A 25,645-nucleotide genomic window follows, 5' to 3' on the forward strand; every position below is an offset into this window, starting at 1 on the left:
CCGTGACCCCGGCGCCCGTCGTCCCCGGCTTCCACCCGGACCCCAGCGTCTGCCGGGTCGACGACACGTACTGGATGGTGCACTCGAGCTTCGAGTACGCCCCGGGCGTGCCGCTGTTCCGCTCGACCGACCTGGTGTCCTGGGAGCAGGTCGGGCACGTGCTGGCCCGCCCGTCGCAGCTGGACGTCTCGGCAGCCCCCGGCTCCGGCGGCATCACCGCACCGACGCTGCGCCACCACGAGGGCCGGTTCTGGATGATCACCACCAACCTGGCCGACGGTGGCTGGCAGACGCTGGTCACCGCCGAGGACCCGCTGGGCGAGTGGTCGGAGCCGGTCCGGATGGACGAGGTCCGCGGGATCGACCCGGACCTGGCCTGGGACGCCGACGGCACGCTGCTGGTCACCTACGCGGGCTTCGGCGCCGGCGGGCCGGCCGGGGTCGTGCAGCAGGCCGTCGACCCGGTCACCGGGTGGGCGCTGACCGAGCGGCGGCACGTGTGGCAGGGCACCGGAGGCCGGTTCCCGGAGGGCCCGCACCTGTACCGGGTCGGCGGGTACTGGTACCTGCTGATCGCCGAGGGCGGCACCGAGCGCGGCCACGCGGTCACCATCGCCCGCGGCCCGTCGCCGTCCGGGCCGTGGGAGGCGTGCCCGGACAACCCGCTGCTCACCCATCGGGGCGTCGAGCACCCGGTACAGAACACCGGGCACTCGGACCTGGTGCAGCGGCCCGATGGGAGCTGGGCGATCGTCTTCCACGGCGTCCGGCCGCGCGGGGCGAGCCCGCAGTTCCACGTCCTGGGTCGGGAGACCTTCGCCGCCGAGGTGGTGTGGGAGGACGGCTGGCCCCGGCTGGGGGAGTGGCTGACCCCGGCCGCCCGGCCGGTCGAGGTCGAGGAGCTGGCCGGCGCCGGGCTGCCGGTCTCCTGGGTGTCGCCGCGCCGGTTCCCCGGCGACGTGCTCACCCGGGGCGAGGGCGGCTGGCGGCTCACCGCCGGGGCCGCGGACCCGGCCTCGGACGACGCCGCCTTCGCCGGCCGTCGGCAGGAGCACCTGTACTGCCGGGCCCGCGCGGTCGTCGCGGCGGACGGCGACGGGGTCGGTGGCCTGTCCGTGCGGATGGACCCCCGCCATCGCCTCGACCTCCAGGTGGCCGGGGACGTCGTGCGCGCGGTCGCGCAGGTCGGACCGCTGCGATCGCTGCTCGGTGAGGTCGCCGTCCCGGGCGGGGACGTCGTGCTGGAGGTCCGGGCCGTCCCGTCGGAGGGGCACTTCTCCTCGACCGCGCTCGGCCCGGACCAGCTGGTCGCCGGGGTCGTGGACGCCGATGGCGGGGTCACCGAGCTCGGCCGGATCGACGGCCGCTACGTCTCCACCGAGGTGGCCGGTGGGATGACCGGCCGGATGCTCGGCGTCTGGTGCTCCTCCGGGTCGGTCGTCGTCCGCTCGTTCCGCTACGCCGGTGCCGACGACCCGGCCGCCGTCCCCACCGCCTGACTGCTGGAGGAGAACGTGTCCCTGCGCATCACCGAACGGTGCCGTGTCGTTGTCGACAACGACTGGGCCGGTGACCCGGACGGGCTGGTTGCGCTGGCCCACCACCTGCTCAGCTCCGCCAACCGGGTGGACGCGGTGACCAGCTCGCACCTGAACGCGGTCTTCGGGTCGCCCGAGGGCACCGCGGAGCGAGGCGCCCGGTTCGCCCAGGAGCTCGTCGACCTGGTCGACGGCCCCCGGCCGGTGATCGCCGCCGGCTGCGACGTGCTCCTGGACGCAGGCGACACCGGCTCGGCCGCGGCGGACCTCATCGTCGCCGAGGCCCGGCGGGACGACCCGTTGCCGCTGCTGCTCGTCTGCGCCGGGCCGCTCACCAACGTCTCGCAGGCGCTGCGGCAGGCGCCGGAGATCGCGTCACGGCTCACGCTCGTCTGGGTCGGCGGGGCACTGGACCCGGACGCCTTCGAGTACAACCGGGAGACCGACGCCGGGGCAGCCCGGGAGGTGCTGGCCTGCACCGACCTCGCCGTCTCCCAGTTCCCGCTGGAGACCTACCGGCGGTGCGAGTACTCCGTCGCCGAACTGGAGCAGGACCTGAGCGGGGCGGGCCGGGTGGGGGCGTGGCTGTGGCAGCGGTACGTCGAGCTGCCGATCCCCGACTTCGTGGAGCAGGGCGAGACCTGGCCGCTGGGCGACACCCCGCCGTTGCTGCTGACGGCACTCAGCGATGCCTCCAGCGCGTGGACCGAGACCGCGTCCGCGCCCGGAGGTGCGGCCCGGCGCGTGTACACCGACGTCGACGTCCGGCTGCTCGTCGCCGACCTGTACGCCAAGCTGCGCCGGCATGAGCGGCAGGCGGCCGGGGCCTGACGGCCCGAGTGACCCGTGGGTGGGGCGCCCGCCCCACAGGTCACGCGCTCAGAGGGTGGTCATGCCGCCGTCCACGGCGAACGTCGCACCGGTCGCGAACGCGGACTCGTCGCTGGCGAGGAACACCATCACGCCCTCGAGGTCGCAGGTCGTGCCGGCGCGGCCCATCGGGATCCGGCCGACGATCGCGGCCCGGGCCTCGGGGTCGGCGGTCAGGGTGCTGACCAGCCCGGTCTCGGTGTACGGCGGGACGACGGTGTTCACCCGGATGCCCCGGCGGGCGTAGGCGGCGGCGACCGTGCGGGCCAGGCCGTGCATGCCAGCTTTGGACGAGGCGTAGGCGGTGAACTCCGCACCCTCGCCGCGGACGGCGGTGGGGCTGCCGGTGAACACGATCGAGCCGCCGCCGGCGCCCAGCATCCCGCGGACGGCGTGCTTCACGGTCAGGAACGCCCCGGTCAGGTTCACCTCGTGGGTGCGGCGCCAGACGTCGAGGTCCAGGTCGGCCACCTCGGCGTCCTGCCCGAACAGCTGCACGCCGGCGTTGACGACGACGACGTCGGGCACCCAGCCGTCCGCGGCCAGTGCGGCGAAGCCACCGGCGACGCTGCCCTCGTCGGTGACGTCCATCGGCACCGCCCGCCCGCCCGATGCCGCGGCGGCCGCCTCGGCGCCCGCGACGTCCCGGTCGGCGTAGGCCACGCGCGCCCCCTCGGCGGCGAACCGGTCGGCCACCGCCCGCCCGATGCCCGCCGCAGCCCCGGTCACCAACGCCGTCTTCCCTGCCAGTCGCCCGTTCATGAGACGAGTCTGCCCAGCGCCGGCACTGCCGGGGCCCCCAGTGCCGATCACCGGCAGCCCGGTTCCACCGGCCGCCCGACCGCGCGGACGACGGCTCGCTCTGCTGCCCAATGGCAAGGAGCTCGCAGTGGCGACGGCGGTCACCGACGATCGACGGTGCGCGGGTGCCCGCGGCGATCCAGCAGACGGCCGATCGCCGGGAACACCGGCCCCGCGCGGGCATGGGGCGCTCCAGCCAGGACGCCATCCGTCGCGTGCTGCCTCGTTCCCCACTCGAGAGGGCAGCCATGCGCCGCACCCCGTTCACCACCGGCTGGCACGTCCGGCCGCACGCCAACTCCTTCGCCGAGATGGTCGGGGCCGCCGCACCCTGGCAGCCGGTCACGCTGCCGCACGACGCGACGCTGGCCCAGCCGCGCGACGCCGCGCACGGTGCCGGGTCGGGGTACTTCCCGGGCGGCGTGTACGAGTACCGGCGGACGTTCGACGTCCCCGCCGACGCCGCCGAGCAGCGCTGGCTGCTGGAGTTCGAGGGCGTCTACCGCCGGGCGATGGTCTACGTGAACGGCAGCCTCGCCGGGCACTGGGCGTCGGGGTACACCGGCTTCACCGTGCCGCTGGACGACCATCTCCGGTACGGCGCGGAGAACGAGGTGCGCGTGGTCTGCCGCGCCGGCGCCGACTCCCGCTGGTACGCCGGCGCCGGCATCCACCGCCCGGTGCACCTGCTGTCCGGCCCGCTGCTGCGCGTCGCCCCGGACGGCGTCCGGGTGACCACGCTGGACGCCGACCGCGACCTGGCGGTCGTCGAGGTGGCCACCACCGTCGTCAACGACCGGCTGCGGTTGGCCACCGTCGCGGCGGTCACCGAGCTGCGCGACGCCGAGGGCACCGTCGTCGCCGCCGACCGGGTGCCGGTCAGCGTGCGCCCCGGGGAGCCGGCGGTGGTGCGGCAGCGGCTCGCCGTCCGCGACCCGGCGCTGTGGGGGCCGGACTCCCCGGCGCTGCACACTGCGACGGTCGCCCTGGTCGAGGAGGACGCCGTGCTGGACACCGAGACGGTGACCACCGGCATCCGCACCCTCTCCGTCGACCCGGTCCGCGGCCTGCGGGTCAACGGCGAGCCGGTGCTGCTGCGTGGGGCGTGCGTCCACTCCGACAACGGGGTGCTCGGCGCGGCGGCGATCGACCGGGCCGACGAGCGCCGGGTGGAGCTGCTGCGCGCCGCCGGGTTCAACGCCCTGCGCAGCGCGCACAACCCGATGAGCCGGGCTGTGCTCGAGGCATGCGACCGGCTCGGCGTCCTGGTGATGGACGAGCTGACCGACATGTGGACGGAGAGCAAGTCCGACTTCGACGCCGCGCTGGACTTCCCCGAGTGGTGGGAGCGCGACGTCGCCGCGATGGTGGTCAAGGACGTCAACCACCCCAGCGTGGTCATGTACTCGATCGGCAACGAGATCCCCGAGCTCGGCACCCCGCACGGCGCGCTGTGGTCCCGCCGCCTGGCCGAGGAGGTCCGGCGCCTGGACCCGACCAGGCCGGTGACGAACGGGGTCAACGGCATGCTGGCGGTGATCGGTGAGGCGATGGCCGACCTGGCGGACGCTGAGGGCGGCATCAACACGATGCTCGCCGACATGGGCGGCTTCATGCGCGAGCTCTCGCGGTCCGAACTCGTCGGACGGCGGACCGCGGAGGCGTTCGGCGTGCTCGACGTCGCCGGGCTGAACTACATGGACGCCCGGTACGAGAGCGACCGCGAGGTCTTCCCGAACCGGGTGGTCGTCGGGAGCGAGACCTTCGCGACCGAGATCGACCGGCTCTGGCGGCTGGTGCAGGACCACCCGCACGTCATCGGTGACTTCACCTGGACCGGCTGGGACTACCTGGGCGAGGTGGGCATCGGACGCACCGCCGACGCCGAGGAGCCGGGGGCCCGCGGGCTCAACGGGCCCTTCCCGTGGCTGCTCGCCTGGTGCGGTGACATCGACGTGACCGCGCACCGCCGGCCGGCGTCGTACTACCGGGAGATCGTCTTCGGGCTCCGCGCCGACCCCTACCTCGCCGTCCAGCGGCCGGAACGGTCCGGCCGGGAGACGGTGTCCCCGCCGTGGGCGTGGACCGACTCGGTGGGCAGCTGGAGCTTCACCGGCGCCGAGGGCACCCCGCTCACCGTCGAGGTCTACAGCGACGCCGACACCGTCGAGCTGCTGCTGGACGGCCGCTCGCTGGGCACCGCGGCGGCGGGTGAGGCGCACCGGTTCCGCGCCGAGTTCACCGTGCCCTGGGCCCCGGGCGAGCTGACCGCGGTCGCCCGCACCGGCGGGGCGGAGACCGGCCGGTGCGCGCTGCGCTCGGCGGACGGGCCGGTGCAGCTGGCCGCCACCGCCGACCGCCCGGTGGTCCGGGCCGCGGACACCGACCTGGCGTTCGTCGACCTGGCGCTGACCGACGCCGCCGGCACGGTCGCGCTGGGCGTCGACCGCGAGGTGACCGTGACGGTGGCGGGTCCGGGCATGCTCGCCGGGTTCGGCAGCGCCGCGCCGGTGACCGAGGAGTCCTACTGCGACGACGTGCACACCACCTTCGACGGCCGGGCGCTCGCCGTCGTCCGCCCGACCGGCGCGGGGACCATCACCGTGACGGCGACGGCCGACGGCTGCGACCCGGTCACCGCGACCGTCGAGGCCCGCTGACGCGGTGTCCCGTCCGGTGACACCGCGACGGGACGTGCCTCGACGCGCGGCTACCGTGCCGGCATGACGGACGACGGCAGCCGGGTCCAGCCCTGGGGTGCGGGCACGTGGACGACACCGCCGGTCGCGGCGACCGAGGACGGCACCGACCTGCTGGTCACCGCAGCGAAGGGCAGCGACGCCTGGCGGCACACCTCCTACGGTTTCGTCCACGACGACGCCCACGCACTGCTGGGCCCGCTGGACGGTGCGGTCGAGGTGACCTTCGGCGTCGACTTCGACCAGCAGTTCGACCAGGCCGGGCTGATGCTGCGGTCCGACGCGGACACCTGGCTCAAGGCCGGCGTCGAGTTCTCCGACGGGGCGCCGCAGCTCGGCGCCGTCGTCACCCTCGGCCACTCGGACTGGTCGGTCGCCCCGGTGCCGGACTGGGCCGGCCGCCGGGTCACCGTCCGGGCCAGCCGGGCCGGTGATGCGGTGACCGTCCGGGCGCGGGTGGACGACGAGCCGTTCCGGCTGGTCCGGGTCGCCTGGTTCCCCCCGGACGCCGAGGTGCAGGCCGGGCCGTACTGCTGCGCCCCCACCCGCTCCGGCCTCGTCGTCCGCTTCCGGCGCTGGGCCACCGGCCCGGCCGACACCGCCCTGCACTGAACCCCTCCCGCTGGATGGCATGTGCGGCGACGCGGGCGGCCGGCGGTCGGCAGGATCGGGGAGTGACTGCCACCACCCCGTCCGACCCGACCGCGCTGCCGCTGGAGCAGAAGGCGGCCCTCCTCTCCGGCCAGGACTTCTGGTCCACCCCGCCGGTCGAGGCGGCCGGGCTGCCCTCGGTGGTGCTCACCGATGGGCCGCACGGGGTGCGCCGTCAGGTGGGCGACCTCGACCAGATCGGCCTCATCGAGAGCGTGCCGGCCACCTGCTTCCCGCCGGCCGTCGCCGTGGGGTCCAGCTGGGACCCGGAGACCGCCGAGCGGATCGGGGCGGCGATCGGGGTGGAGGCACGCGCGATCGGCGTCCCCGTCGTCCTCGGGCCGGGGGTGAACATCAAGCGGTCGCCGCTGTGCGGCCGCAACTTCGAGTACTACTCCGAGGACCCGCTGCTGGCCGGGGTGCTCGGCGCGGCGCACGTCCGCGGCCAGCAGGGCGCGGGTGTGGGCGCGTCGGTCAAGCACTTCGCGGCGAACAACCAGGAGACGCAGCGCATGCAGGTCAGCGCCGACGTCGACGAGCGCACGCTGCGGGAGATCTACCTGCCGGCCTTCGAGCGGGTCGTCACCGAGGCCCAGCCGGCCACGGTGATGTGCGCCTACAACAAGGTGAACGGGGTCTACGCCTCGCAGCACCGCTGGCTGCTCACCGAGGTGCTGCGCGAGGAGTGGGGCTTCACCGGGGCCGTCGTCTCCGACTGGGGTGCGGTCGACGACCGGGTCGCCGCCCTCGAGGCCGGCCTGGACCTGCAGATGCCCGGTGACCACGGGGCCGGCAACGCCCTGGTGGTGGACGCCGTGCGCAGCGGCCGGCTGGAGGAGTCCGTCGTCGACCGCAGCGTCCGCCGGGTGGCGGCGCTCGCCGGGTACGTCGGCGAGCCGACCGACGGCTTCGACGCCGACGCCCACCACGCGCTCGCCCGCGAGCTCGCGACCGGCTGCGCGGTGCTGCTGAAGAACGACGGCGGCGCGCTGCCGCTGGCGCCCGGGCAGCGGGTCGCCGTGGTCGGCGAGTTCGCCCGGACGCCGCGGTTCCAGGGCGGCGGCAGCTCGCACGTCAATGCCACCCGGGTCGACGACGCGCTCACCGCGCTGCAGGCCGTGCACCCGGACCTCGCCTTCGCGCCCGGCTACGCCCTCGACGGCGCCGGTGACGCCACCGCGCTGCGGGAGGAGGCCGTCGGCCTGGCCCGGGACGCCGGCGTCACCGTGGTCTTCGCCGGGCTGGCCGAGGCCGACGAGACCGAGGGCGTCGACCGCACCCACCTCGACCTGCCCGCGGCCCAGGTGGAGCTGATCCGTGCGGTGGCCGCGGTCAGCGCCCGCACGGTCGTCGTCCTCTCCTCGGGCAGCGTGGTCTCCCTGGAGGGCTGGCACGACGACGTCGACGCCGTGCTCGCCGGCTTCCTGCTCGGCCAGGCCGGCGGCAGTGCGCTGGCCGACCTGCTCACCGGCGTCGCCGACCCGTCGGGCCGGCTGGCCGAGACCATTCCGCTGCGGCTGGCGGACACCCCCAGCTTCCTGGACTTCCCGGGGGAGCAGGGCCACGTCCGCTACGCCGAGGGCGTGATGGTCGGCTACCGCCAGTTCGTCACCGTCGACCGCCCGGTGCGGTACCCCTTCGGTCACGGGCTGAGCTACACGACGTTCACCACCAGCGACCTGGAGGTGCGGACCGTCGGCGACGACGCGGCCACGGTGACCCTGACGGTGACCAACACCGGCGCGCGGGCCGGCCGGCACGTCGTGCAGGTCTACGTCGCGACCACCGCCGGACCGGTGCGGCGGCCGGCCCGCGAGCTGCGTGCCTTCACCAAGGTCTCGCTGGCGGCGGGGGAGTCGACGACGGTGGCGTTCGAGCTGGGCCGCCGGGCGTTCGCGTACTGGGACGTCCGGGAGCACGCCTGGGTCGTGGCGCCGGGGGAGCACACCGTGCAGATCGGCCGCAGCGCCACCGACGTCGTCGACGAGCGGACGATCGACCTCGCCGGGGACGTCGTCGTGCGGGAGCTGACCCTGCAGTCGTCGGTCGCCGAGTGGTTCGAGCACCCGGTCGCCGGCCCGCAGCTGCTGGAGGGCTTCCTGGCGACGATGCCCGAGGGCGCCGGTGAGATGCACGCCGGGATGCTGCAGATGATCGGCTCGATGCCGATGCGACGGTTCGCCGCGGACTTCGGTGGGGCGATCCCCGCCGAGGAGCTCGAGCGGCTCATGGCGGCGGCCCGGGCCGCCCGGTGACCCGCTACGTCGCCCTGGGCAGCTCCTTCGCCGCCGGCCCGGGCATCGACCCGATCCTCCACCCGGGGTGCGCGCGGTCGGGCCGCAACTACGCACACCTGCTCGCCGAGCGGCTCGGGTACGACCTGGTCGACGTCACCTCCGGCGGGGCCACGATCGACGACGTCCTCACCCGGCCGCAGGCGCTGCTGATCGGCGGGACGATGCCGCCGCAGATCGACGCCGTCGGCCCGGACACCGACCTGGTGACCGTCACCGTCGGCGGCAACGACGTCGAGTACCTGCTCACCCTGCTGCGTTGCTCCTTCCAGGCCGACCCGGAGGGCACGCCGCTGCCGGCCCGGGCGTTCTTCGGCACCCCGGTCGACCCCGGGGCGGTGAGCACGGCACTGGCCGCGCTGCCGGACCGGCTGGCCCGGCTGGTCGAGGAGGTCAGCCGGCGGGCGCCCCGGGCGAGGGTGGTGCTGGTCGACTACCTGACCGTGGTGCCGGCCGAGCCCACGGCCGCCTTCCCGATGCACGAGGAGCACCGCCGGCTCTGCGCGGACGTCGGCCGGCGGCTGGAGGTGGCCACCGCGGCGGCCGCGCGCGACAGCGGGGCGGATCTGGTGGCGGCCTCGGCGATCTCCCGCGACCACGCCGTCGGCTCGCGGGACCCGTGGGTGACCGGTTGGGTGTTCGGTGACCTGCTGGGCGGCGGGGTCGCGCCGTACCACCCGAACGCGGCCGGCATGCGGGCCGTCGCGGACCTGCTGGTCGAACAGCTGTCGGCCGACCGGGCGCGCTGACCGGCGGTTCGTCCCGGCGGGGGCGGGCAAGGAGGACGGGTCCGACCCGAACCCCGAGAGGAACACCGCCCCCATGCGCGGAGCAGTCCTGCACGCCCCCGGCGACGTCCGCGTCGAGCAGCTCGAGGACCCGCGGGTCGTGGAGCCCACCGACGCCGTGGTCCGGGCCTCCGCCACCTGCGTGTGCGGCTCGGACCTGTGGCCCTACCGCGGCATCAACGAGGTGACCGAGCCGACGCCGATCGGTCACGAGTACTGCGGGATCGTCGAGCAGGTCGGGAGCGACGTCACCACCGTCCGGCCCGGCCAGTTCGTCATCGTGCCGTTCATCGCCTCCGACGGCACCTGCGCGCACTGCCGGGCCGGTTACCAGAGCGCCTGCGCGCACCGGGTGGGCATCACCGGGGCCCAGGCCGAGCTGCTGCGGGTGCCGCACGCCGACGGCACCCTGGTCGCCACGCCCGAGGTCCCCGCCCCCGAGCTGCTGCCGAGCCTGCTCACCCTGTCCGACGTCATGGCCACCGGCTGGTTCGCCGCCGTCGCCGCCGGGGTGCAGCCGGGGATGACCGTCGCGGTGGTGGGGGACGGCGCCGTCGGACTGCTCGGCGTGCTGTCGGCCGCTCAGCTGGGAGCCGAGCGGATCATCGCCATGAGCCGGCACGAACCGCGGCAGCGGTTGGCAACCGGGTTCGGTGCCACCGACATCGTGACCGAGCGCGGCGACGAGGGGGTGGCGCGGATCCGGGACCTCACCGACGGGGTGGGGGCCGACGCCGTCCTGGAGTGCGTGGGCACCGCTGAGTCGATGGACCAGGCGATCCGCTCCACCCGCCCCGGTGGCGGCGTCGGGTTCGTCGGCGTCCCGCACGGCGTGGAGATCACCGGGCGGCAGTTGTTCTCCATGATGGTGCGGCTGCACGGCGGCCCCGCCCCGGTGCGCCGCTTCCTGCCCGACCTGATCGACCGGGTCTGGTCCGGGGCGATCGACCCGGGACGGGTGTTCGACCTGACCCTGCCCCTGGACCAGGCCGCCGAGGGCTACCGGGCGATGGACGAGCGCCGCGCGGTCAAGGCGCTGCTGACGCCCTGACCGGTCAGGAGCTCCCCTCGGCTCGGGCGTGCAGCTGCACCTTGGCGAACAGGTCCTCGATCATCAGCCGGCAGTCGAGGTGGGTGTAGACGCGCATCGGCCGCGCACCGGGAACGTCGGTGTACTGCCCGTCCGCAGAGATCCCCGGTGTGTCCCGGACGACGTGCCGACTCGAGGAGGGGTCCGGCTCGAACGCCGACTGCAGCGCGGTGAGCAGCACCAGCGGGCTGTCGCCGAGGATGTAGGTCTCGCCGAGGTTGAACGCGTGCTGGATGGCCTCCGTACGGAGGCCGTCCAGCGCGGCGAACAGCCGCGCACCCAGGGGACCCTGCTCGGCCATCCGCAGCTGCAGCTCGGCGAAGGTGGCCAGCGTCTGCCGGTAGGCGTCGCGTGGCACCTGCCAGATCGGGACGGCGGAGTCGCCGAACACGACCGATCCGGCCAGCACGTCGATGAGCAGGTTGTACTCGATCGGCATCGCGCCCGCTGGCGGCTCGGCCAGGTCGGGGTGTTCGGGCCCGCCGATCCAGACCAGCGTGAGCCGCTCGGCGATCCGCGGGTCGATCAGCCAGGCACTGGCGACCTCGGTGAGTCCGGCACCCGCGCAGACGTACAGCGGGCTGTCGACGTCGGTGCGCATGGCCTCGGCGATCAGCGCCTCGGCGGCAGCGGACCGGATCGGCGTCACCCGGTCGGTCAGACCGACGTTGGACCCGGCGAGGACGGGGACGTCAGGGCGGCCGGCCAGCGCGAGCACCTCGCGGGCGAGCTCGGCGGCGTTGTCGGCGGTGGTGTCCGAGGGATCGAAGTGATCACCGGGCCGCAGGTGCGAACCGATGACCAGCCGCAGGTCGACCGACGGTGAGAGCGCGTGGTGCGCCAGCTGGACGAGGCCGTCGGGGTCGCCGCTGAAGTCGTTGTCGACGACGACGCGGATGCGGGGCTGGTTCATCGGTCAGGCCTCCACGTGAGAAGCGCCCTGGGCGCGGCGTGACGAGTCGTCGTCCTGGCTGCCGCCCTGCTCGACCACCAGGACGGGCTCGTCGGTCCCGGGGTCGGTGCGCAGGGCAGCCAGCTCCTCCTCCGACGACACCGCCTCACCGCGGGCCACCATCCCGGCGACGTCGGACAGCGGCACCTCGCGCAGCGCCAGGGCCAGCAGCAGCGCGAGGACGAGGATCGGCACCAGGTACCAGAACACCGGCGCCAGGGCGTCGGCGTAGGCGTCGACGATCGCGGTGCGCAGCGGCTCACCCGCGGCCTCGACCGCCGTCGGCACCAGCGTGTCCGGGGAGGTGATCCCCGCCTGCACCGCCTGCTCGGGGTTGCCGGCCAGGGCCTCGCCGAGCCGGTCGCCCAGCCGGCTGGTGAACAGCGTGCCGAAGACGGCGACGCCCAGCACCGCGCCCACCTCGCGGAAGTAGTTGTTCGTCGAGGTGGCGGTGCCGATCTGCGCCGCCGGGACCGCGTTCTGCGCGGCCAGGACGACGTTCTGCATGATCAGCCCGAGCCCGGCGCCGAGCAGGAAGAACATCGCGCCGACGGTCCACAGCGCGGTGTCCCCGGCCAGCGTGGTCATCCAGAGCATCGCGGCCAGGATCAGCGCGACCCCGGCGACCGTGAACACCTTGTAGCGGCCGGTGCGCATGATGACCGCGGCAGAGCTCTGGATGGTCAGGATGATCCCGGCGGTCATCGGCAGCATGAGCAGGCCGGAGTTCGCCGCCGACAGGCCCGAGCTCATCTGCAGGTAGGTGGGCATGAAGGCGATCGCGGAGAACATGCCCAGGCCCACGGCCATGCCCAGCGCGGTGGCGACCACGAAGGTGGGGTTGCCGAACAGCGTCAACGGGACGATCGGCTCGACCGCCCGCCGCTCCACCAGCACGAACGCCGCGATCGAGCAGGCGAGCACGCCCAGCAGCGCCAGCACCTGCCAGGAGCCCCAGCCCTCGCTGCCGCCGATGTCGGTGGCGAGCACCAGCGACGTGGTGGCGATCGACAGGGTGAGGATGCCGGCGAGGTCCAACGGTGTGGTGTTCCGCTTGCGCGGCAGGGCGAGGGCGGCCCAGCCGACGGCGAAGGCCGCCAGCCCGATCGGGACGTTGACCCAGAAGCACCAGCGCCAGCCCAGTGCCGCCGAGTCGGTGAAGAACCCGCCGACCAGCGGCCCAGCCACGGCGGAGAGCCCGAACAGCGCACCGATCGGGCCCATGTACTTCGCCCGCTCCCGGGCCGGCACGATGTCGGCGATGATCGCCTGCGACAGGATCATCAGCCCACCGCCGCCGAGGCCCTGCACGCCGCGCCAGAACACCAGCCAGCCGAAGTCCGGGGCCAGCGCGGCCCCCAGGCTCGCGGCGGTGAACAGCCCGATGGCGACCAGGAACAGCGTGCGGCGGCCGAACAGGTCGCCGAACTTGCCGTAGACCGGCATGACCAGGGTGGTCGCCAGCAGGTAGGCGGTGGTCATCCAGGCCATGTGCGACACGCCGCCGAGCTCGCCGACGATCGTCGGCATCGCGGTCGAGATGATCGTCTGGTCCAGCGCGGCCATCAGCATGCCGGCCAGCAGCGCGCCGAAGATGGTGTTGATCCGCCGGCGGGTCAGGACGATGGGCGGCGCGGCGGTGGGCGCGCTGGACATGGAGCTCCTCAGGGGTGGTGCGGGGGGAAGGTCGGTCGGGTCAGTGGCGCGGGGCGGGGAAGCCCGCCTCGACCTGGTCCCAGCCCTCGGCGACGAGGGCGGGCAGCGAGGCGGTGTAGTCGCCGGCCCGCCAGCGGTGCAGCGCGCTGCGCATCACCGAGCCCTGGACGGCGGCGAGCAGGCTGGGCTGGACGTCGAGCTCGGCCCGGGTGCCGGTGCGGGCGGCCAGCCACTCGGCCAGCACCTGCTCGCTCCGGGCGAAGGAGGCGGTGAGCCGGGCGGCCAGCGCCGGGTGCGCGTCGACGACCTGCAGCCGCAGTGGCCACAGCTCGGTCTCCGCGGCCATCCGCGCGGCCTCGGCCGCCTGCACTGCGCGCAGCGCCTGGACGGGCGTCTCGCTCGCCGGCCGGGCGGACAGTGCCTCGACCAGGCGGAGTGGGTGCTCCGGGTCCAGGCCGATGACCGCGTCGTCCTTGGAGGGGAAGTAGTTGAAGAAGGTGCGGGGGGAGACGTCGGCGTCGGCGGCGATGTCGTCGACCGACACCCGGTCCAGCCCGCGCTCGGCGACCAGCCGCAGCGCCGATTCGTGCAGCGCCGCGCGGGTGGCCTGCTTCTTGCGCTCGCGCAGGCCCGTGGTCACGTCGCGAGCATGACAGCAAAGTGCAGAGACTGCAAACATGCGCTCCCTGCACGGCGAGTCCCGGCCCGATGGTCGTCGGGTGGGCGGCACCGGCGGCCATCGGCGAGGATCGGCCGGTGACCGACTCGGAGCTCCCGCCCCTCGCCGTGACCGGGTCGACCGGGCGGCTCGGCGGCCGGGTCGCCCGGCTGCTCGCCGACGCCGGGGTGCGCCAGCGGCTGCTGGTCCGCGACCCGGCGCGCGCCCCGCAGCTGCCCGGCACGACCGTGGCGGTGGCGCCCTACGCCGACCGGTCGGCCGTGCGCGAGGCGCTGGCGGGAGTCGACACGGTGCTGATGGTGTCGGGGAGTGAGTCCGCCGACCGGGTCGAGCAGCACCGCAGCTTCCTCGACGCGGCGGCCGACGCCGGCGTCGGGCACCTGGTCTACGTGTCCTTCCTCGGCGCCGCACCGGACGCGACGTTCCTCCTGGCCCGCGACCACTGGGCGACCGAGCAGCACGCCCGGGCCCTGGGCCTGACCACGACGTTCCTCCGCGACGGGCTCTACGCCGACGACATGCCGGAGATGGTCGGCGAGGACGGCGTGCTCCGCGGACCCGCCGGCGAGGGTCGGGCGTCGGTCGTGGCGATCGACGACATCGCCGCCGTCGCCGCGCTCGTGCTGCAGGACCCGGCGCCGCACGCCGGGGCGAGCTACGACCTGACCGGCCCGGCAGCGCTCACCCTCACCGAGGTCACCGAGACGATCGCCGCCGTCACCGGCCGGCCGGCGCGGTACCAGGAGGAGACGGTCGAGGAGGCGTACGCCTCGCGGGCCTCCTACGAGGCGCCCCGCTGGCTGGTCGACGCCTGGGTCTCCACCTACACGGCGATCGCCGCGGGGGAGATGGCCGCCATCAGCACCGCCGTCCCGGACCTGCTGGGGCGCCCGGCCACCCCGCTCGCCGAGGTGCTGCGGCGGATGGCGACCACAACAGGATGAGCACGGCAGGATGAGCCGGTGACCTCCGCGCCGTACCTCGCCTCCCGGCTGCAGGGCTTCGGGACGACGGTCTTCGCCGAGATGAGCGCACTGGCCGTCGCCACCGGTGCGATCAACCTGGGCCAGGGCTTCCCCGACGAGCCCGGCCCGGCCGAGGTGCTCGACGTCGCCCGGGCGGCGATCGGCAGCGGGCACGACCAGTACCCGCCGGGCCCCGGACAGCCCGACCTGCGGGCCGCGATCGCCGAGCACCAGCAGCGGTTCCGCGGCCTGACCTACGACCCGGTCGACGAGGTGCTGGTCACCGCCGGGGCGACCGAGGCGCTGACCGCCGCGCTGCTCGGGCTGCTCGAGCCCGGCGACGAGGTGGTGCTCTTCGAGCCGATGTACGACAGCTACGCGGCCGCCGTCGCCATGGCCGGCGGCGTGCTCCGGCCGGTGCCGCTCCGCCCGCCGCCGGCCTCCTCCGGCGAGGTCGCCACCGGACCGTGGACCTTCGACGAGGCCGAGCTGCGCGCGGCGGTCACCCCGCGAGCGCGGCTGCTGCTGCTCAACACCCCGCACAACCCGACCGGGAAGGTGTTCACCCGGGCCGAACTGGCGGTGCTGGCCGAGGTGGCCGACGCCGCCGACCTGCTGGTGCTCACCGACGAGGTCTACGAGCACCTGGTGTTCGCCCGCGCCGAGCACGTCTCGATCGCCACCCTGCCCGGCATGCGCGAGCGCACGCTGGTGGTCAGCAGCGGCGGCAAGACGTTCAACACCACCGGCTGGAAGACCGGCTGGGTCTGCGGCCCGGCGGCGCTGGTGTCCGCGGTCCGCACCGCGAAGCAGTACCTCACCTTCGTCAACGGCGGGCCGTTCCAGCCGGCGATCGCCGCCGGGCTCCGGCTGCCGGACACGTACTTCACCGGGATGGCTGCCGAGCTCCAGCGCCGGCGGGACCTGCTGGTGGCCGGGCTGGCCGACGCCGGGCTGCCGGTGGTCAGCCCCGAGGCCACCTACTTCGCCACCGTCGACGTCCGCCCACGGCAGCCCGACGGCGACGGCATCGCCTTCTGCCGGGCACTGCCCGGGCGCGCCGGGGTGGTCGCCGTCCCGACCGTGGTCTTCTACTCACCGGAGCACGCCGAGCTGGGACGGCACCTGGTGCGGTTCGCGTTCTGCAAGCGGGACGAGGTGCTGGCCGAGGCGGCGCAGCGGTTGAGGAGGCTCACATGAAGATCGCCGCAGTGCAGCACGACATCGTCTGGGAGGACCGGGACGCGAACTTCGCGCGGCTGGCCCCGCAGGTGGCCCGTGCGGTGGGCGCCGGGGCGGAGCTGGTGCTGCTCACCGAGACCTTCTCCACCGGGTTCTCGATGACCCCGGGGATCGGCGAGCCGGAAGGTGGGCCGTCGTCGGAGTTCCTCGCCGCGCAGGCCGCCGAGCACGGCGTCTGGGTGGCCGGCACCTGCCCGGAGACCGACGTCGAGGGCGAGCTGCCCTACAACACGTTCGTGCTCGCCGGCCCGGACGGCACCACCCACCGCTACCGCAAGCTGCACCCCTTCGCCGACGAGCGGACCCGGTTCCGGTCCGGCACCGGCCCGGTCACCGTCGAGGTCGGCGGCCTGCGGATCACCCCGTTCATCTGCTACGACCTGCGCTTCGCCGACGTGTTCTGGGCCGCCGCCGCGGAGACCGACGTCTACCTGGTGCCGGCGAACTGGCCCAGCCCGCGCCGGCACCACTGGTCGGCCCTGCTGCAGGCCCGGGCGATCGAGAACCAGGCGTACGTGGTCGGCTGCAACCGGGTCGGCACGGCCGGCGACGGCACCGAGCACGCCGGGGACAGTCGGGTCATCAGCCCGATGGGCGAGCTGCTGGCGACCGCCTCCGGGGTGGAGACGATCGTGCTGGCCGACGTCGACGCCGCCGAGGTCACCGCCACCCGCGACCGGTTCCGGTTCATCGCCGACCGCCGGAGCTGAGCCGGTGGTGCCCGGGCTGATCCGGGGTACCTGCCTGCCGTGCCCACCCGTCGAGCGTTCCTCGCCGCCTGCGGCCAGCTGACCGGGGCCGCCCTGCTGGCGGCCTGCGGCCGGCCCGACCCAGGCGGCGGTGGGGCCGCGCCGGAGGGTGGGGAGGGGGGACCGGACCCCGCCGTCCTGACCGTGCGTCCGGGCAGCATCTCGCCGACCGGGCCACCGCCGGCCCCCGGCACCCACCCGCTGGGCCTGGCCGACGACCGGGACGCCCTGCTGTACGTGCCCCCGACCCTGCCCGCGGAGGGGCCAGCACCGCTCCTGGTCACCCTGCACGGCGCGGGTGGGGACGCCGAGGGCGGGCTGGCCCTGCTCCGCGGCCTCGCCGACGAGCACGGTCTGCTCCTGCTGTCCCCGGCCTCCCGCGGGAGCACGTGGGACGCGATCAGGAGCGACTGGGGCCCCGACGTCGAGCTGATCGACCGCGCGCTGCGCGAGGTGTTCGGGCTGCTGCCGGTCGACCCCGGGCGGATCGCGGTCGCCGGGTTCTCCGACGGTGCCTCCTACGCACTCGGCCTGGGGCTGGCCAACGGCGACCTGTTCAGCTCCGTGGTCGCCTTCTCGCCGGGCTTCGTCCCGCCGGCACCTCGTACCGGCCGGCCCGCGATCTTCGTCTCCCACGGAGTGGCGGACGAGGTGCTGCCGGTGGAGCGGACCAGCCGGCGGATCGTGCCGGCGCTGCAGGAGGACGGCTACACGGTGACCTACCGTGAGTTCGACGGGCCGCACACCGTGCCGCCGGAGATCGCCGGCGAGGCCGTCGAGAGGCTCGGCCGGGCCGGCGGCTGACCGCCCGGCGAAGCCGCTCGGCACCCCGGTGAGGAGGCCGGGTCGTCAGAGCAGGCAGGCTGGAGGACCCTGGTACAGGTAGGTACCAGCTGGGACGACGAGATGTGCAGGAGCTAGAGGATGCCGCAGGGCACGGTCAAGTGGTTCAACGCCGAGAAGGGATTCGGGTTCATCGAGCCCGACGACGGCGGGCAGGACGTGTTCGCGCACTTCTCGGCGATCGCCGACGACGGGGGCTTCCGCAGCCTGGACGAGGGGCAGCGGGTCGAGTACACCGCCAGCTCCGGCGACCGGGGCATGCAGGCCGACTCCATCCAGCCGCTGGGCGGCGGCGGTGGCCGGCCCGCCCGCGAGGAGCGCGGGCACCGTGACGACCCGCGTCAGGTCCGCGCACCGCGGGCGCCCCGCGGCGGCGGGGGCGGGTCCGAGGGCACCGTGCGCTGGTTCAACGCCGAGAAGGGCTTCGGGTTCATCGAGCCCGACGAGGGCGGGGACGACGTGTTCGTGCACTTCTCCGCGATCGCCGACGACGGTGGCTACCGCAGCCTGGACGAGGGTCAGCGGGTCGAGTACACCGCGAGCCCCGGCCAGCGTGGGATGCAGGCCGACACCGTCCAGCCGCTCGGCGGCGGCCGGGCGCCCCAGCGCGAGGAGCGCGGCCGCCGGGACGCGCCCGCCCCGCGCGGTGGGCGCGCTTCCGAGGGCACCGTGCGGTTCTTCAACGCTGAGAAGGGCTTCGGGTTCATCGAGCCCGACGAGGGCGGGGACGACGTGTTCGTGCACTTCTCCGCCATCGAGGACGACGGTGGCTACCGCAGCCTGGACGAGGGTCAGCGGGTCGAGTACACCGCCAGCCCCGGCCAGCGCGGCATGCAGGCCGACTCGGTCCGCCCGTCGGGCGGCGGGCGTCCGCCGGCCCGGTACGACGACCGACGCGACGACCGGCCCCGCCGGGACGACCGCAGCGCGCGCGCTCCGCGGGCTCCCCGCGGCGGCGGTGCTGGCGGCCAGGGCACCGTGCGGTTCTTCAACGCCGAGAAGGGCTTCGGGTTCATCGAGCCCGACGAGGGCGGGGACGACGTGTTCGTGCACTTCTCCGCGATCGCCGACGACGGTGGCTACCGCAGCCTGGACGAGGGCCAGCGGGTCGAGTACACCGCCAGCGCCGGCGACCGCGGCATGCAGGCCGACTCCGTCCAGCCGCTCTGACACCCTCCCGCTGACCGCCGGGCACCCGCGGCGGTCAGCGGGACGGACGGCCCGCTGCCGACCCCGGGTGCGCCGTCGCGAACGAGGAGCACATGGTCACCGAGCCGGACCGCGGGACGCCGGAGGCACCGGCCTGGACCCGGAGCTACGCCGACGGCGTGCCGGCCGAGGTCGACATCCCCCGGGAGACCGTGCCGGACCTGCTGACCGCGGCGGCGCAACGGTTCCCCGACCGGCCGGCGCTGGAGTTCTTCGGCGCCGCGACCAGCTATGCCGAGCTCCGGGACGCCGTCGCCCGGGCCGCGACGGTGCTGCACGACCTGGGGGTGCGGCCTGGTGACCGGGTGGCCCTGGTGCTGCCCAACTGCCCGCAGCACGTGGTCGCGTTCAACGCCGTCCTGCGGCTGGGTGCGATCGTGGTCGAGCACAACCCGCTCTACACCCCCGAGGAGCTCGGCTCCCAGTTCCGCGACCACGGGGCTGCCGTCGCGGTCGCCTGGAACGTGGTCGCCCCCGTCGTCCAGGGCCTGGACGCCGCCGAGCTGCGCGAGGTGCTCGCGGTCGACCTCAGCCGGGCGCTGCCGCTGGTCAAGCGGCTGGCGCTGCGGCTTCCGGTGCCCAAGGCCCGGGCCACCCGGGCGGCGATGACGAAGCCCGCCCCCGGGACGACGTCCTGGGACGCCGCGGTGGCCGGCGCGACCCCGCTGGACGACGCCCACCCCGGCCCGGCGCACGAGGACGTGGCGCTGCTGCAGTACACCGGCGGTACCACCGGCGTCCCCAAGGCGGCGGTGCTCACCCACCGGAACCTGATCGCCAACGTGACCCAGTCCCTCGCCTGGGTGCCGCAGTTGCGGGCGGGCGAGGAGGTCCTCTACGGCGTCCTCCCGATGTTCCACGCCTACGGCGTGCTGCTCTGCCTGGCCGCGGCCGTGCGGCTGGGCGCGGTGCTGGTGCTGTTCCCGCGCTTCGACGTCGACCAGGTGCTGGCCGCAGCCAAGAAGCGGCCGCCGACGTTCTTCCCCGGCGTGCCGCCGATGTACCAGCGGCTGGCGGCCGCGGCCGAGGAGCGCGGCGTGGACCTGTCCGGCACCCGGGTGGCGATCTCCGGGGCGATGCCGCTGCCGCTGGAGACCGCCGAGCTGTGGGAGCGGGTGACCGGCGGGCTGGTCGTGGAGGGCTACGGGATGACCGAGGCATCGCCCATCGTGATCGGCAACCCGGTGGGGCCGACCCGCCGGACCGGCACCGTCGGGCTGCCCTTCCCGTCGACCCGGATGCGGGTGGTCGACCCGGAGGACCCGACCGTCGACCGGGCGCCGGGGGAGCGCGGCGAGCTGCTGGTGCAGGGCCCGCAGGTGTTCTCCGGCTACTGGAACCGGCCGGAGGAGACCGCCGCCGTGCTGCTGCCCGGCGGCTGGCTGCGCACCGGCGACGTGGTCGAGGTGGACGACGACGGGTTCGTCCGGATCGTCGACCGGATCAAGGAGCTGATCATCACCGGCGGCTTCAACGTCTACCCCTCCGAGGTCGAGGACGTGCTGAAGGCAGTCGACGGCATCACCGACGCCGCCGTCGTCGGCCTGCCCGGCAAGAACGGGGAGGACGTCGTCGCCGCGGTGGTGCTGGAGCGTGAACTGGACCTGGACGCCGTCCGGGAGTCCACCCGTGCGTCCCTGGCCGGCTACAAGGTGCCGCGACGGATCGTGGCGGTCGAGGACCTGCCCCGCTCGCAGATCGGCAAGGTCCTCCGCCGCGAGGTCCGCGACCAACTGCTCGCCGACTGATCCCCGGCCCCCGCACGGGCGGGCCCGCTTGACTGTGCCTGCCGGCGGTCAACCCGACCCGGCGGCGTCACGTCCCCGCACGAGACTCCTAGCGCGTCGCCCGGAGCGCCGCGCTCCCTGACCGGTCACGGCGGGACAGGCATCCAGCCAGTCGCCAACCGCTACAGGCTGCCAAGATCACCTCATGGACGTCCTGGACACGGTCACCGCGGGGCTGGCGGGCGCATGTGTGGATGAGCGGGGACGCCTCGTCGATCACTTCCTGCTCGACTACGCCAGTCGCGCAGCCCGGATCGTCGATCTCGTCCGGTTGGGAAGGCTCCACAACGACAGTGACGCGATCCATGTAGACGCGGATCCGGTCGGCTGGGCGCCGCTGGACGACGCTGCCCGGGCCCTGACCGAGCGATCGCTGACCCTGGACGCGTGGATCGTCACTGGGTCCTCGGGGCAGCTTGTAGTGGTCGAGGACTTGGTGAGAACTGGTGCGTGGAGCCGGAGCGTGACCCCACTACGTCGACGACGCAGGTATGAGACTGGTCGGCCGCGCGACAGCTGGGGTCGAACCACCGAACGCCGACTGATCCGTCCATTGGCGACGGCGCCGGCCTCGGAGCGGAATGCGGCGGTGTCGCTCCTGGCTGGAGCGGCTGGCCTCAGCGACGGTGACTACGACGCGGATGCACTTCTCGGGCGCACCGGAGGAGCTCAATGGGTCTGTGAGTTGGTATGGCAGCTGATCAGCCAAGAGCGGGCCAAGAACTTGGACGCCTTCGGCGCCATGCGCGCTGGAAGGATCACAGGATGACTCCCCTCCACACCTGGTGAATCGAGACGGCGCTGACCTCCCGCCGATGAGTCCCGTTCGTTGGGTCAGCTCAAGTGGTGAGGCTCTACGGCGTCATACGTCGAGGCGGTCGGCTCCAGGGGTCGCGTCATCGGGGATGTCGTTCGTGTCCATGGCTTCCATCAGGTGGATTGTGGCGTACTCGGGTGGGGCTTGGCGGCCGAGCTCGTCGAACAGGGGGACAATCCGGCGGAGCCGTCGTCCGGGACTGGCCCACTATGGGACAGGCGTCCAACTACCTCCCGGCCGTCGCCCGGCGGGATGATCTTCGGCAGCGGGAGGGGCCGGTACGGTCCGGCCGGCACTACCTTCGGCCGCATGGATCAGCGTGACCAGCAGGGCCCCAGGCCGACGTACGCCAGGCAGCCCTTCATGCCGATCTTCTGGTTCCGTTGGCGCTGGGACATCCCCTCGTTCGTCCTGTTCCTGGGCCTGGCCGGCTTCACGTTTGGGCGAGGTTCGTCATTCTCGGGCGTCATGGCCGTGCTGCTGGCCGGGTCCGTACTGCTGCAAGGGCACTACGCCGCTGGCCGGGTTCGTAGAGGCGAGTCGCCCTAGAAGTAGGCACTTCCAAGCACAACGGGCGAACCGGGTAGGCGGAGGAGCACCTGGTGGATCCCAGGCCGTCGTCGGCGCGAGCCCGGCGTCGCTGTCCCTGAGCGGCCCACTATGGGCGTGAGGAGGGTTCGCCAGCCGGACGCAGGCTCCACTCCGGCATGCCCGGAGTTGACGGCCCTGAAAGCCTGGCACAGAGACGCCGACCCGTGGTCGTACAGACGACCGGGGGCGCTATCGTCCGCGACACGCGGGGGAGGTGGCAGGTGCGACGGTACACGTTCCTGTCGATCTTGAGAATCGCAGTTTGTGGTTCCCTGTCCGTGGTCTCCATGGCCGTCTTGGCGGTGGCGTTATACGCGGAAGAAGTCTTTCCCTCGGGTGATACCCGAAGCAGCCTGATTGCCCTTACCTCGGTCTTGGTCGCAGTTTTCCTCGCTATCGCCATCCTTCCACCAAGGAGGCTCACCGCCATCCGAGGGGCGTCTGAGGTAAACACCCACACTAGATTATGGGAAACAGGCGGTCTAGTCACCGGTGGCTCCGCTCATGACATAACGTCACTGACGGCTGCTCTGTCTGAGCGACCATCTATTCTGTGGCTAGCCTCCGCGAATGGGCAGTATGCTGTTGATTGCGCCTCCACGGTGACCAATCGCTTAGGAATACCTACCATCGTGATTTGCGCCTGGGGCGGTGGCACAGCCGCCACCGAAATCGAGAAATCTTGGCTCGCCATCCACCAACTTCCTCGAAGCAGATCTACCCCTCTGGCATTCGACGGCGTGGCCATCATTCGCTCCGAAGGGCACTTAGCTTGCGAAAGTCTTGCGAGCATCGATCGGTGGCTCAGGGGCTCCAGGGAGCGGACCGCCATCGTCATCAACGCTGGCGGATGCGCCGATCAGTCCTCGCTTGACTCAGCGACGGACGCACTAAGGGCTTCATCCCTGGAGCTTCGTCACGCGCCCGACGAACCCGGCGGCCCGGAGCACGGGCTGGCACTAAAGACGATTATGGAGTCGTCGGTCGACTCGGATGCCTCGAATCGCTCGGTGGCCATGGTTAAGGCAGTGACGGCAATGCGCGAGCGCGCGGTGGAGCCGACTCACATGTTTGCGGCACCCATAATATGCTCCCGCTTTCGGGATATGGTGGGCCTGGTTGCCCGACTCATCAGGAACCGCTGGCCGTTCTTCTCATCGATACTTGCCCTCTTGGCGTTGCCAGTATTACTGGCAATTCTGTCAGGCTCAGCGGACGGGATGAGTGGTTATGTCGTCCAAGCCCTTTCGCTCGTAGTCGGCACCCCAGTCCTCCTCTTCTTGCTGTGTCACGGAACGTATGCCATAACCGGCCGACGGCCCGGTGTGGGTGTTTCCCTCGCTCTAGCCGCGTCCTATGCGACTGGCAGCTTTCTGATATGGGGCCCCGAAGCCACCCCAGCAATCCTATTTGGAGCCGTGATCTTCGGCGCCCTGTGTCGCCTGGGCGGCTCTGCGGAGTTGGGGCGCACGCTCATCAGGCACCAGGGCCGCTTGGCGGTCGCTGGTTGCGTTACGTGGCTATGGTTGCTAGTCGTCGACACAAGCTTTTGGGCGGCCCTTGCAGGAGCAGTGGCATTCATGGCCGCGCGTAGGCCGGCCTTCGTGGCAGTGTCTCCTTTGATCTTCTCCGCAATGGTTGGAGTTGATCTGGCGATGGAGGTCTACGACTCTAGCATTCTGGGTCTCCCGTTGGATCCCGCTTTCACGGCTGCGCAATTGATGCCTGGGTTCGCGCCACCCACACCTGTGCAGAATGCCGCCAAGTACATCGCTATGTGCGCCCTGCTCGTTGGCGCGGTGCTGAGCGCCGTTATCTGTGTGGCATGCCGCCTTATGGATGCTCATGCTGCTGTCACAGCGCGGTCTGCGGCAGCGGTCCAAGTTCTTGGCATGGTGGCTGCCAGTCTGGCACTCTACGTTGATATCGGGCGCGGGCGGACGCGCTTTGAACTTTATTTGTCGGGACTGTCCGGCATAGGTGCATGCTTATTCGCTCTGGGGCTATGTGTTTGCATGTTTGGCCCCTTCAATCTTCTGCGACTGAGATCCCTGGAGGAATCATCTGTAACGGTGGTCCTCATTGGTATCTCCGTTGTTGCTTCTGGTGGCGCAGGGACGTGGATGCCGAGCGTCGTATGTGTGTGGTTGGCGCTCGGAATCGGTCTCGCCTTGCTGGCCCGCCAGAACTTCCACCTCGGAGCCCAAGTCGGATGGCGCTCACTCCTCTGGTTACGGGCGCCGGCACGACTGGCGGCAGCGTGCCTGATCTGCATTATGCTCATCGACGGTGTGGCTTACGCAATCTTCAACCTGCAGTATGGTGCTTTCCAGGCTATCGACGCCCAAGCGACGGCTTATCTGCTGCTCCCTGCTGTGAGTGTGGCCGTCGCTATCCCTGCGGTTCTCGCCGTCCTACGGTTCGTGCCAAGCGTCCGTTTCGGTCTAGTCCCTGAAACTCCAGTCAGGGTCGGTCGGCACATACTGGCATGGGGACTCTTGGCGGTCCTATTCGTGTTTCTCACGGGCAGTGCCCGGAGACACTTCTTTGAAGACCACCTCTACGGGGCAGCACTGCTCGCCCTTGTCGCGGCACCCCTGGTTCCGAGCCTGGCTAGGCGATACGGGCCGAGCCTCCGCGATAGCGGAGTATTCGTCGCCTGCCTGTTATTGATAACGCAGGCAGGAGTCTTCGGCTTCAGCGTCGCGCTGGGCGCGCTAGCCATCGGACCTCCCGAAAGCTACTTTGAGAGACGGTTCAAGATGGTGGACCGCGAGGCTTTCGTTCAAGCCGCACTCGTCATGCTGGTGTTGTTGGCCCTCAGCGTGGCGTCGAATGCTTTCGGCCCATGGTCCTTGGGCACCCTTGCATCTCTAGTTCCTGGGGCTCTCCTATTAAGTCCCATTGCACTTCTTGTCGCGACGGCTGGCGCGGCGACTATTCCAACATCAATCTCAGTTGGCCTGGTTCTGTCGATGCGCCTGCGTCGCCTGTACAGGATGGTGGTCTGTGTCGGGGGCGTTCCCTTGGCGGTGGGTGCGGTTATCGCCTCCGTCTTCGGGACTTCAGAGTGGGGGGTAGTCCTGGGCACTACGTCAGCGTTGATCGCTCTCCAAGTTGTCTTGTTGTGGTACGACTTAGCGCCGATGGCGTTAGCGCACCAACTTCGTTGCGAGCCCGTACGAGACGTGCACGCGAACCTAGCGGCATCGACGAGAGTGCTTCGCAATCTAGAAGTGGGTCAGCACGTCACCTTCACAGGACCAGCTGACGTTCTAGGGGCGAATACTTCGTCCTACATCGGTCGCTGAAACAACACCGAAACTGTCTTAAATCGGTCGCTGGAGCAACGCGGAAATCTTGGTAAGCTGCGAAGGGCCTCGCTTCGGGTGGGGATATGTACCCAGGAAAGCAATCTAAAGAC

At 72.4% G+C, this 25,645-nt stretch carries 20 protein-coding genes; 16 read left to right on the forward strand and 4 right to left on the reverse strand.

Annotated elements, in window-relative coordinates; genetic code table 11:
- Window positions 1–2: 2 nt before the first annotated feature.
- Complete coding sequence (locus O2W15_RS22260; RefSeq protein WP_269181026.1) at window positions 3–1,499, forward strand: glycoside hydrolase family 43 protein; 1,497 nt, start codon at window positions 3–5, stop codon at window positions 1,497–1,499.
- 15 nt (window positions 1,500–1,514) lie between these two features.
- Window positions 1,515–2,369: a nucleoside hydrolase gene (locus tag O2W15_RS22265; protein WP_269181027.1), complete on the forward strand. Its 855-nt coding sequence runs from the start codon at window positions 1,515–1,517 to the stop codon at window positions 2,367–2,369.
- 48 nt (window positions 2,370–2,417) lie between these two features.
- Here O2W15_RS22265 and O2W15_RS22270 read toward each other — a convergent pair whose 3' ends face one another.
- Window positions 2,418–3,170 carry an SDR family NAD(P)-dependent oxidoreductase gene (locus O2W15_RS22270; protein WP_269181028.1) on the reverse strand — a complete coding sequence of 251 codons (753 nt, stop codon included), beginning with the start codon at window positions 3,168–3,170 and terminating at the stop codon, window positions 2,418–2,420.
- 287 nt (window positions 3,171–3,457) lie between these two features.
- On the opposite strand from O2W15_RS22270, the gene O2W15_RS22275 reads away from it, so the two are divergent.
- From O2W15_RS22275 to O2W15_RS22295, 5 genes are all read left to right on the forward strand, one after another.
- Window positions 3,458–5,869 carry a glycoside hydrolase family 2 TIM barrel-domain containing protein gene (locus O2W15_RS22275; RefSeq protein ID WP_269181029.1) on the forward strand — a complete coding sequence of 804 codons (2,412 nt, stop codon included), beginning with the start codon at window positions 3,458–3,460 and terminating at the stop codon, window positions 5,867–5,869.
- A gap of 63 nt (window positions 5,870–5,932) precedes the next feature.
- The gene (locus tag O2W15_RS22280) at window positions 5,933–6,520 is read left to right on the forward strand and encodes a DUF1349 domain-containing protein (RefSeq protein ID WP_269181030.1); all 588 of its coding nucleotides are present in this window, start codon (window positions 5,933–5,935) and stop codon (window positions 6,518–6,520) included.
- Window positions 6,521–6,582: 62 nt separating this feature from the next.
- Window positions 6,583–8,814 carry a glycoside hydrolase family 3 C-terminal domain-containing protein gene (locus O2W15_RS22285; protein WP_269181031.1) on the forward strand — a complete coding sequence of 744 codons (2,232 nt, stop codon included), beginning with the start codon at window positions 6,583–6,585 and terminating at the stop codon, window positions 8,812–8,814.
- Window positions 8,811–9,602 carry an SGNH/GDSL hydrolase family protein gene (locus O2W15_RS22290; protein ID WP_269181032.1) on the forward strand — a complete coding sequence of 264 codons (792 nt, stop codon included), beginning with the start codon at window positions 8,811–8,813 and terminating at the stop codon, window positions 9,600–9,602. Before O2W15_RS22285 ends, O2W15_RS22290 begins: the two co-directional genes overlap by 4 nt.
- A gap of 73 nt (window positions 9,603–9,675) precedes the next feature.
- Window positions 9,676–10,692: a zinc-dependent alcohol dehydrogenase family protein gene (locus O2W15_RS22295; RefSeq protein ID WP_269181033.1), complete on the forward strand. Its 1,017-nt coding sequence runs from the start codon at window positions 9,676–9,678 to the stop codon at window positions 10,690–10,692.
- Window positions 10,693–10,696: 4 nt separating this feature from the next.
- Here the strand turns inward: O2W15_RS22295 and O2W15_RS22300 are convergent, their stop codons facing one another.
- The 3 genes from O2W15_RS22300 to O2W15_RS22310 are packed head-to-tail and all read right to left on the reverse strand — an operon-like array spanning window position 10,697 to window position 13,979.
- Complete coding sequence (locus O2W15_RS22300) at window positions 10,697–11,644, reverse strand: nucleoside hydrolase (protein WP_269181034.1); 948 nt, start codon at window positions 11,642–11,644, stop codon at window positions 10,697–10,699.
- 3 nt (window positions 11,645–11,647) lie between these two features.
- Complete coding sequence (locus O2W15_RS22305) at window positions 11,648–13,339, reverse strand: MDR family MFS transporter (protein WP_269181035.1); 1,692 nt, start codon at window positions 13,337–13,339, stop codon at window positions 11,648–11,650.
- Between the two features lie 40 nt (window positions 13,340–13,379).
- A complete protein-coding gene (locus O2W15_RS22310) occupies window positions 13,380–13,979 on the reverse strand; it encodes an acyl-CoA-like ligand-binding transcription factor (protein ID WP_269181036.1) in 600 nt (199 codons plus the stop codon).
- Window positions 13,980–14,095: 116 nt separating this feature from the next.
- Here O2W15_RS22310 and O2W15_RS22315 point away from each other — a divergent pair, with 116 nt between their 5' ends.
- The 9 genes from O2W15_RS22315 to O2W15_RS22370 all read left to right on the forward strand — a co-directional run bounded on the left by O2W15_RS22315 (window position 14,096) and on the right by O2W15_RS22370 (window position 25,532).
- A complete protein-coding gene (locus O2W15_RS22315; protein ID WP_269181037.1) occupies window positions 14,096–14,962 on the forward strand; it encodes an SDR family oxidoreductase in 867 nt (288 codons plus the stop codon).
- Window positions 14,963–14,980: 18 nt separating this feature from the next.
- Entirely contained in the window at window positions 14,981–16,183 is a 1,203-nt protein-coding gene (locus tag O2W15_RS22320; RefSeq protein ID WP_269181038.1) for a pyridoxal phosphate-dependent aminotransferase, read from the forward strand.
- Window positions 16,180–16,935: a nitrilase-related carbon-nitrogen hydrolase gene (locus O2W15_RS22325; protein WP_269181039.1), complete on the forward strand. Its 756-nt coding sequence runs from the start codon at window positions 16,180–16,182 to the stop codon at window positions 16,933–16,935. Before O2W15_RS22320 ends, O2W15_RS22325 begins: the two co-directional genes overlap by 4 nt.
- Before the next feature lie 39 nt (window positions 16,936–16,974).
- Window positions 16,975–17,778 carry an alpha/beta hydrolase gene (locus tag O2W15_RS22330; RefSeq protein WP_269181040.1) on the forward strand — a complete coding sequence of 268 codons (804 nt, stop codon included), beginning with the start codon at window positions 16,975–16,977 and terminating at the stop codon, window positions 17,776–17,778.
- Between the two features lie 120 nt (window positions 17,779–17,898).
- Complete coding sequence (locus tag O2W15_RS24115; RefSeq protein ID WP_442928886.1) at window positions 17,899–18,987, forward strand: cold-shock protein; 1,089 nt, start codon at window positions 17,899–17,901, stop codon at window positions 18,985–18,987.
- Window positions 18,988–19,079: 92 nt separating this feature from the next.
- A complete protein-coding gene (locus O2W15_RS22355) occupies window positions 19,080–20,774 on the forward strand; it encodes a long-chain-fatty-acid--CoA ligase (protein WP_269181041.1) in 1,695 nt (564 codons plus the stop codon).
- Window positions 20,775–20,958: 184 nt separating this feature from the next.
- Window positions 20,959–21,582 carry a hypothetical protein gene (locus O2W15_RS22360; RefSeq protein ID WP_269163361.1) on the forward strand — a complete coding sequence of 208 codons (624 nt, stop codon included), beginning with the start codon at window positions 20,959–20,961 and terminating at the stop codon, window positions 21,580–21,582.
- A gap of 357 nt (window positions 21,583–21,939) precedes the next feature.
- On the forward strand, window positions 21,940–22,179 hold the full coding sequence (locus O2W15_RS22365; protein WP_269181042.1) for a hypothetical protein: 240 nt from the start codon (window positions 21,940–21,942) through the stop codon (window positions 22,177–22,179).
- Between the two features lie 782 nt (window positions 22,180–22,961).
- Complete coding sequence (locus O2W15_RS22370) at window positions 22,962–25,532, forward strand: hypothetical protein (protein WP_269181043.1); 2,571 nt, start codon at window positions 22,962–22,964, stop codon at window positions 25,530–25,532.
- The last annotated feature ends 113 nt before the right edge of the window (window positions 25,533–25,645 follow it).

This window comes from Modestobacter sp. VKM Ac-2979 (assembly GCF_026967995.1).
Classification (GTDB): Bacteria; Actinomycetota; Actinomycetes; order Mycobacteriales; family Geodermatophilaceae; genus Modestobacter.

Bases quoted from the DNA above. Each gene is read 5' to 3' on its own strand.
- O2W15_RS22270 (WP_269181028.1), bottom strand. From the start codon at position 3,170: ATGAACGGGCGACTGGCAGGGAAGACGGCGTTGGTGACCGGGGCTGCG.
- O2W15_RS22280 (WP_269181030.1), top strand. From the start codon at position 5,933: ATGACGGACGACGGCAGCCGGGTCCAGCCCTGGGGTGCGGGCACGTGG.
- O2W15_RS24115 (WP_442928886.1), top strand. From the start codon at position 17,899: ATGCCGCAGGGCACGGTCAAGTGGTTCAACGCCGAGAAGGGATTCGGG.
- O2W15_RS22275 (WP_269181029.1), top strand. From the start codon at position 3,458: ATGCGCCGCACCCCGTTCACCACCGGCTGGCACGTCCGGCCGCACGCC.
- O2W15_RS22300 (WP_269181034.1), bottom strand. From the start codon at position 11,644: ATGAACCAGCCCCGCATCCGCGTCGTCGTCGACAACGACTTCAGCGGC.
- O2W15_RS22295 (WP_269181033.1), top strand. From the start codon at position 9,676: ATGCGCGGAGCAGTCCTGCACGCCCCCGGCGACGTCCGCGTCGAGCAG.
- O2W15_RS22305 (WP_269181035.1), bottom strand. From the start codon at position 13,339: ATGTCCAGCGCGCCCACCGCCGCGCCGCCCATCGTCCTGACCCGCCGG.
- O2W15_RS22365 (WP_269181042.1), top strand. From the start codon at position 21,940: ATGGATCAGCGTGACCAGCAGGGCCCCAGGCCGACGTACGCCAGGCAG.
- O2W15_RS22325 (WP_269181039.1), top strand. From the start codon at position 16,180: ATGAAGATCGCCGCAGTGCAGCACGACATCGTCTGGGAGGACCGGGAC.
- O2W15_RS22355 (WP_269181041.1), top strand. From the start codon at position 19,080: ATGGTCACCGAGCCGGACCGCGGGACGCCGGAGGCACCGGCCTGGACC.
- O2W15_RS22360 (WP_269163361.1), top strand. From the start codon at position 20,959: ATGGACGTCCTGGACACGGTCACCGCGGGGCTGGCGGGCGCATGTGTG.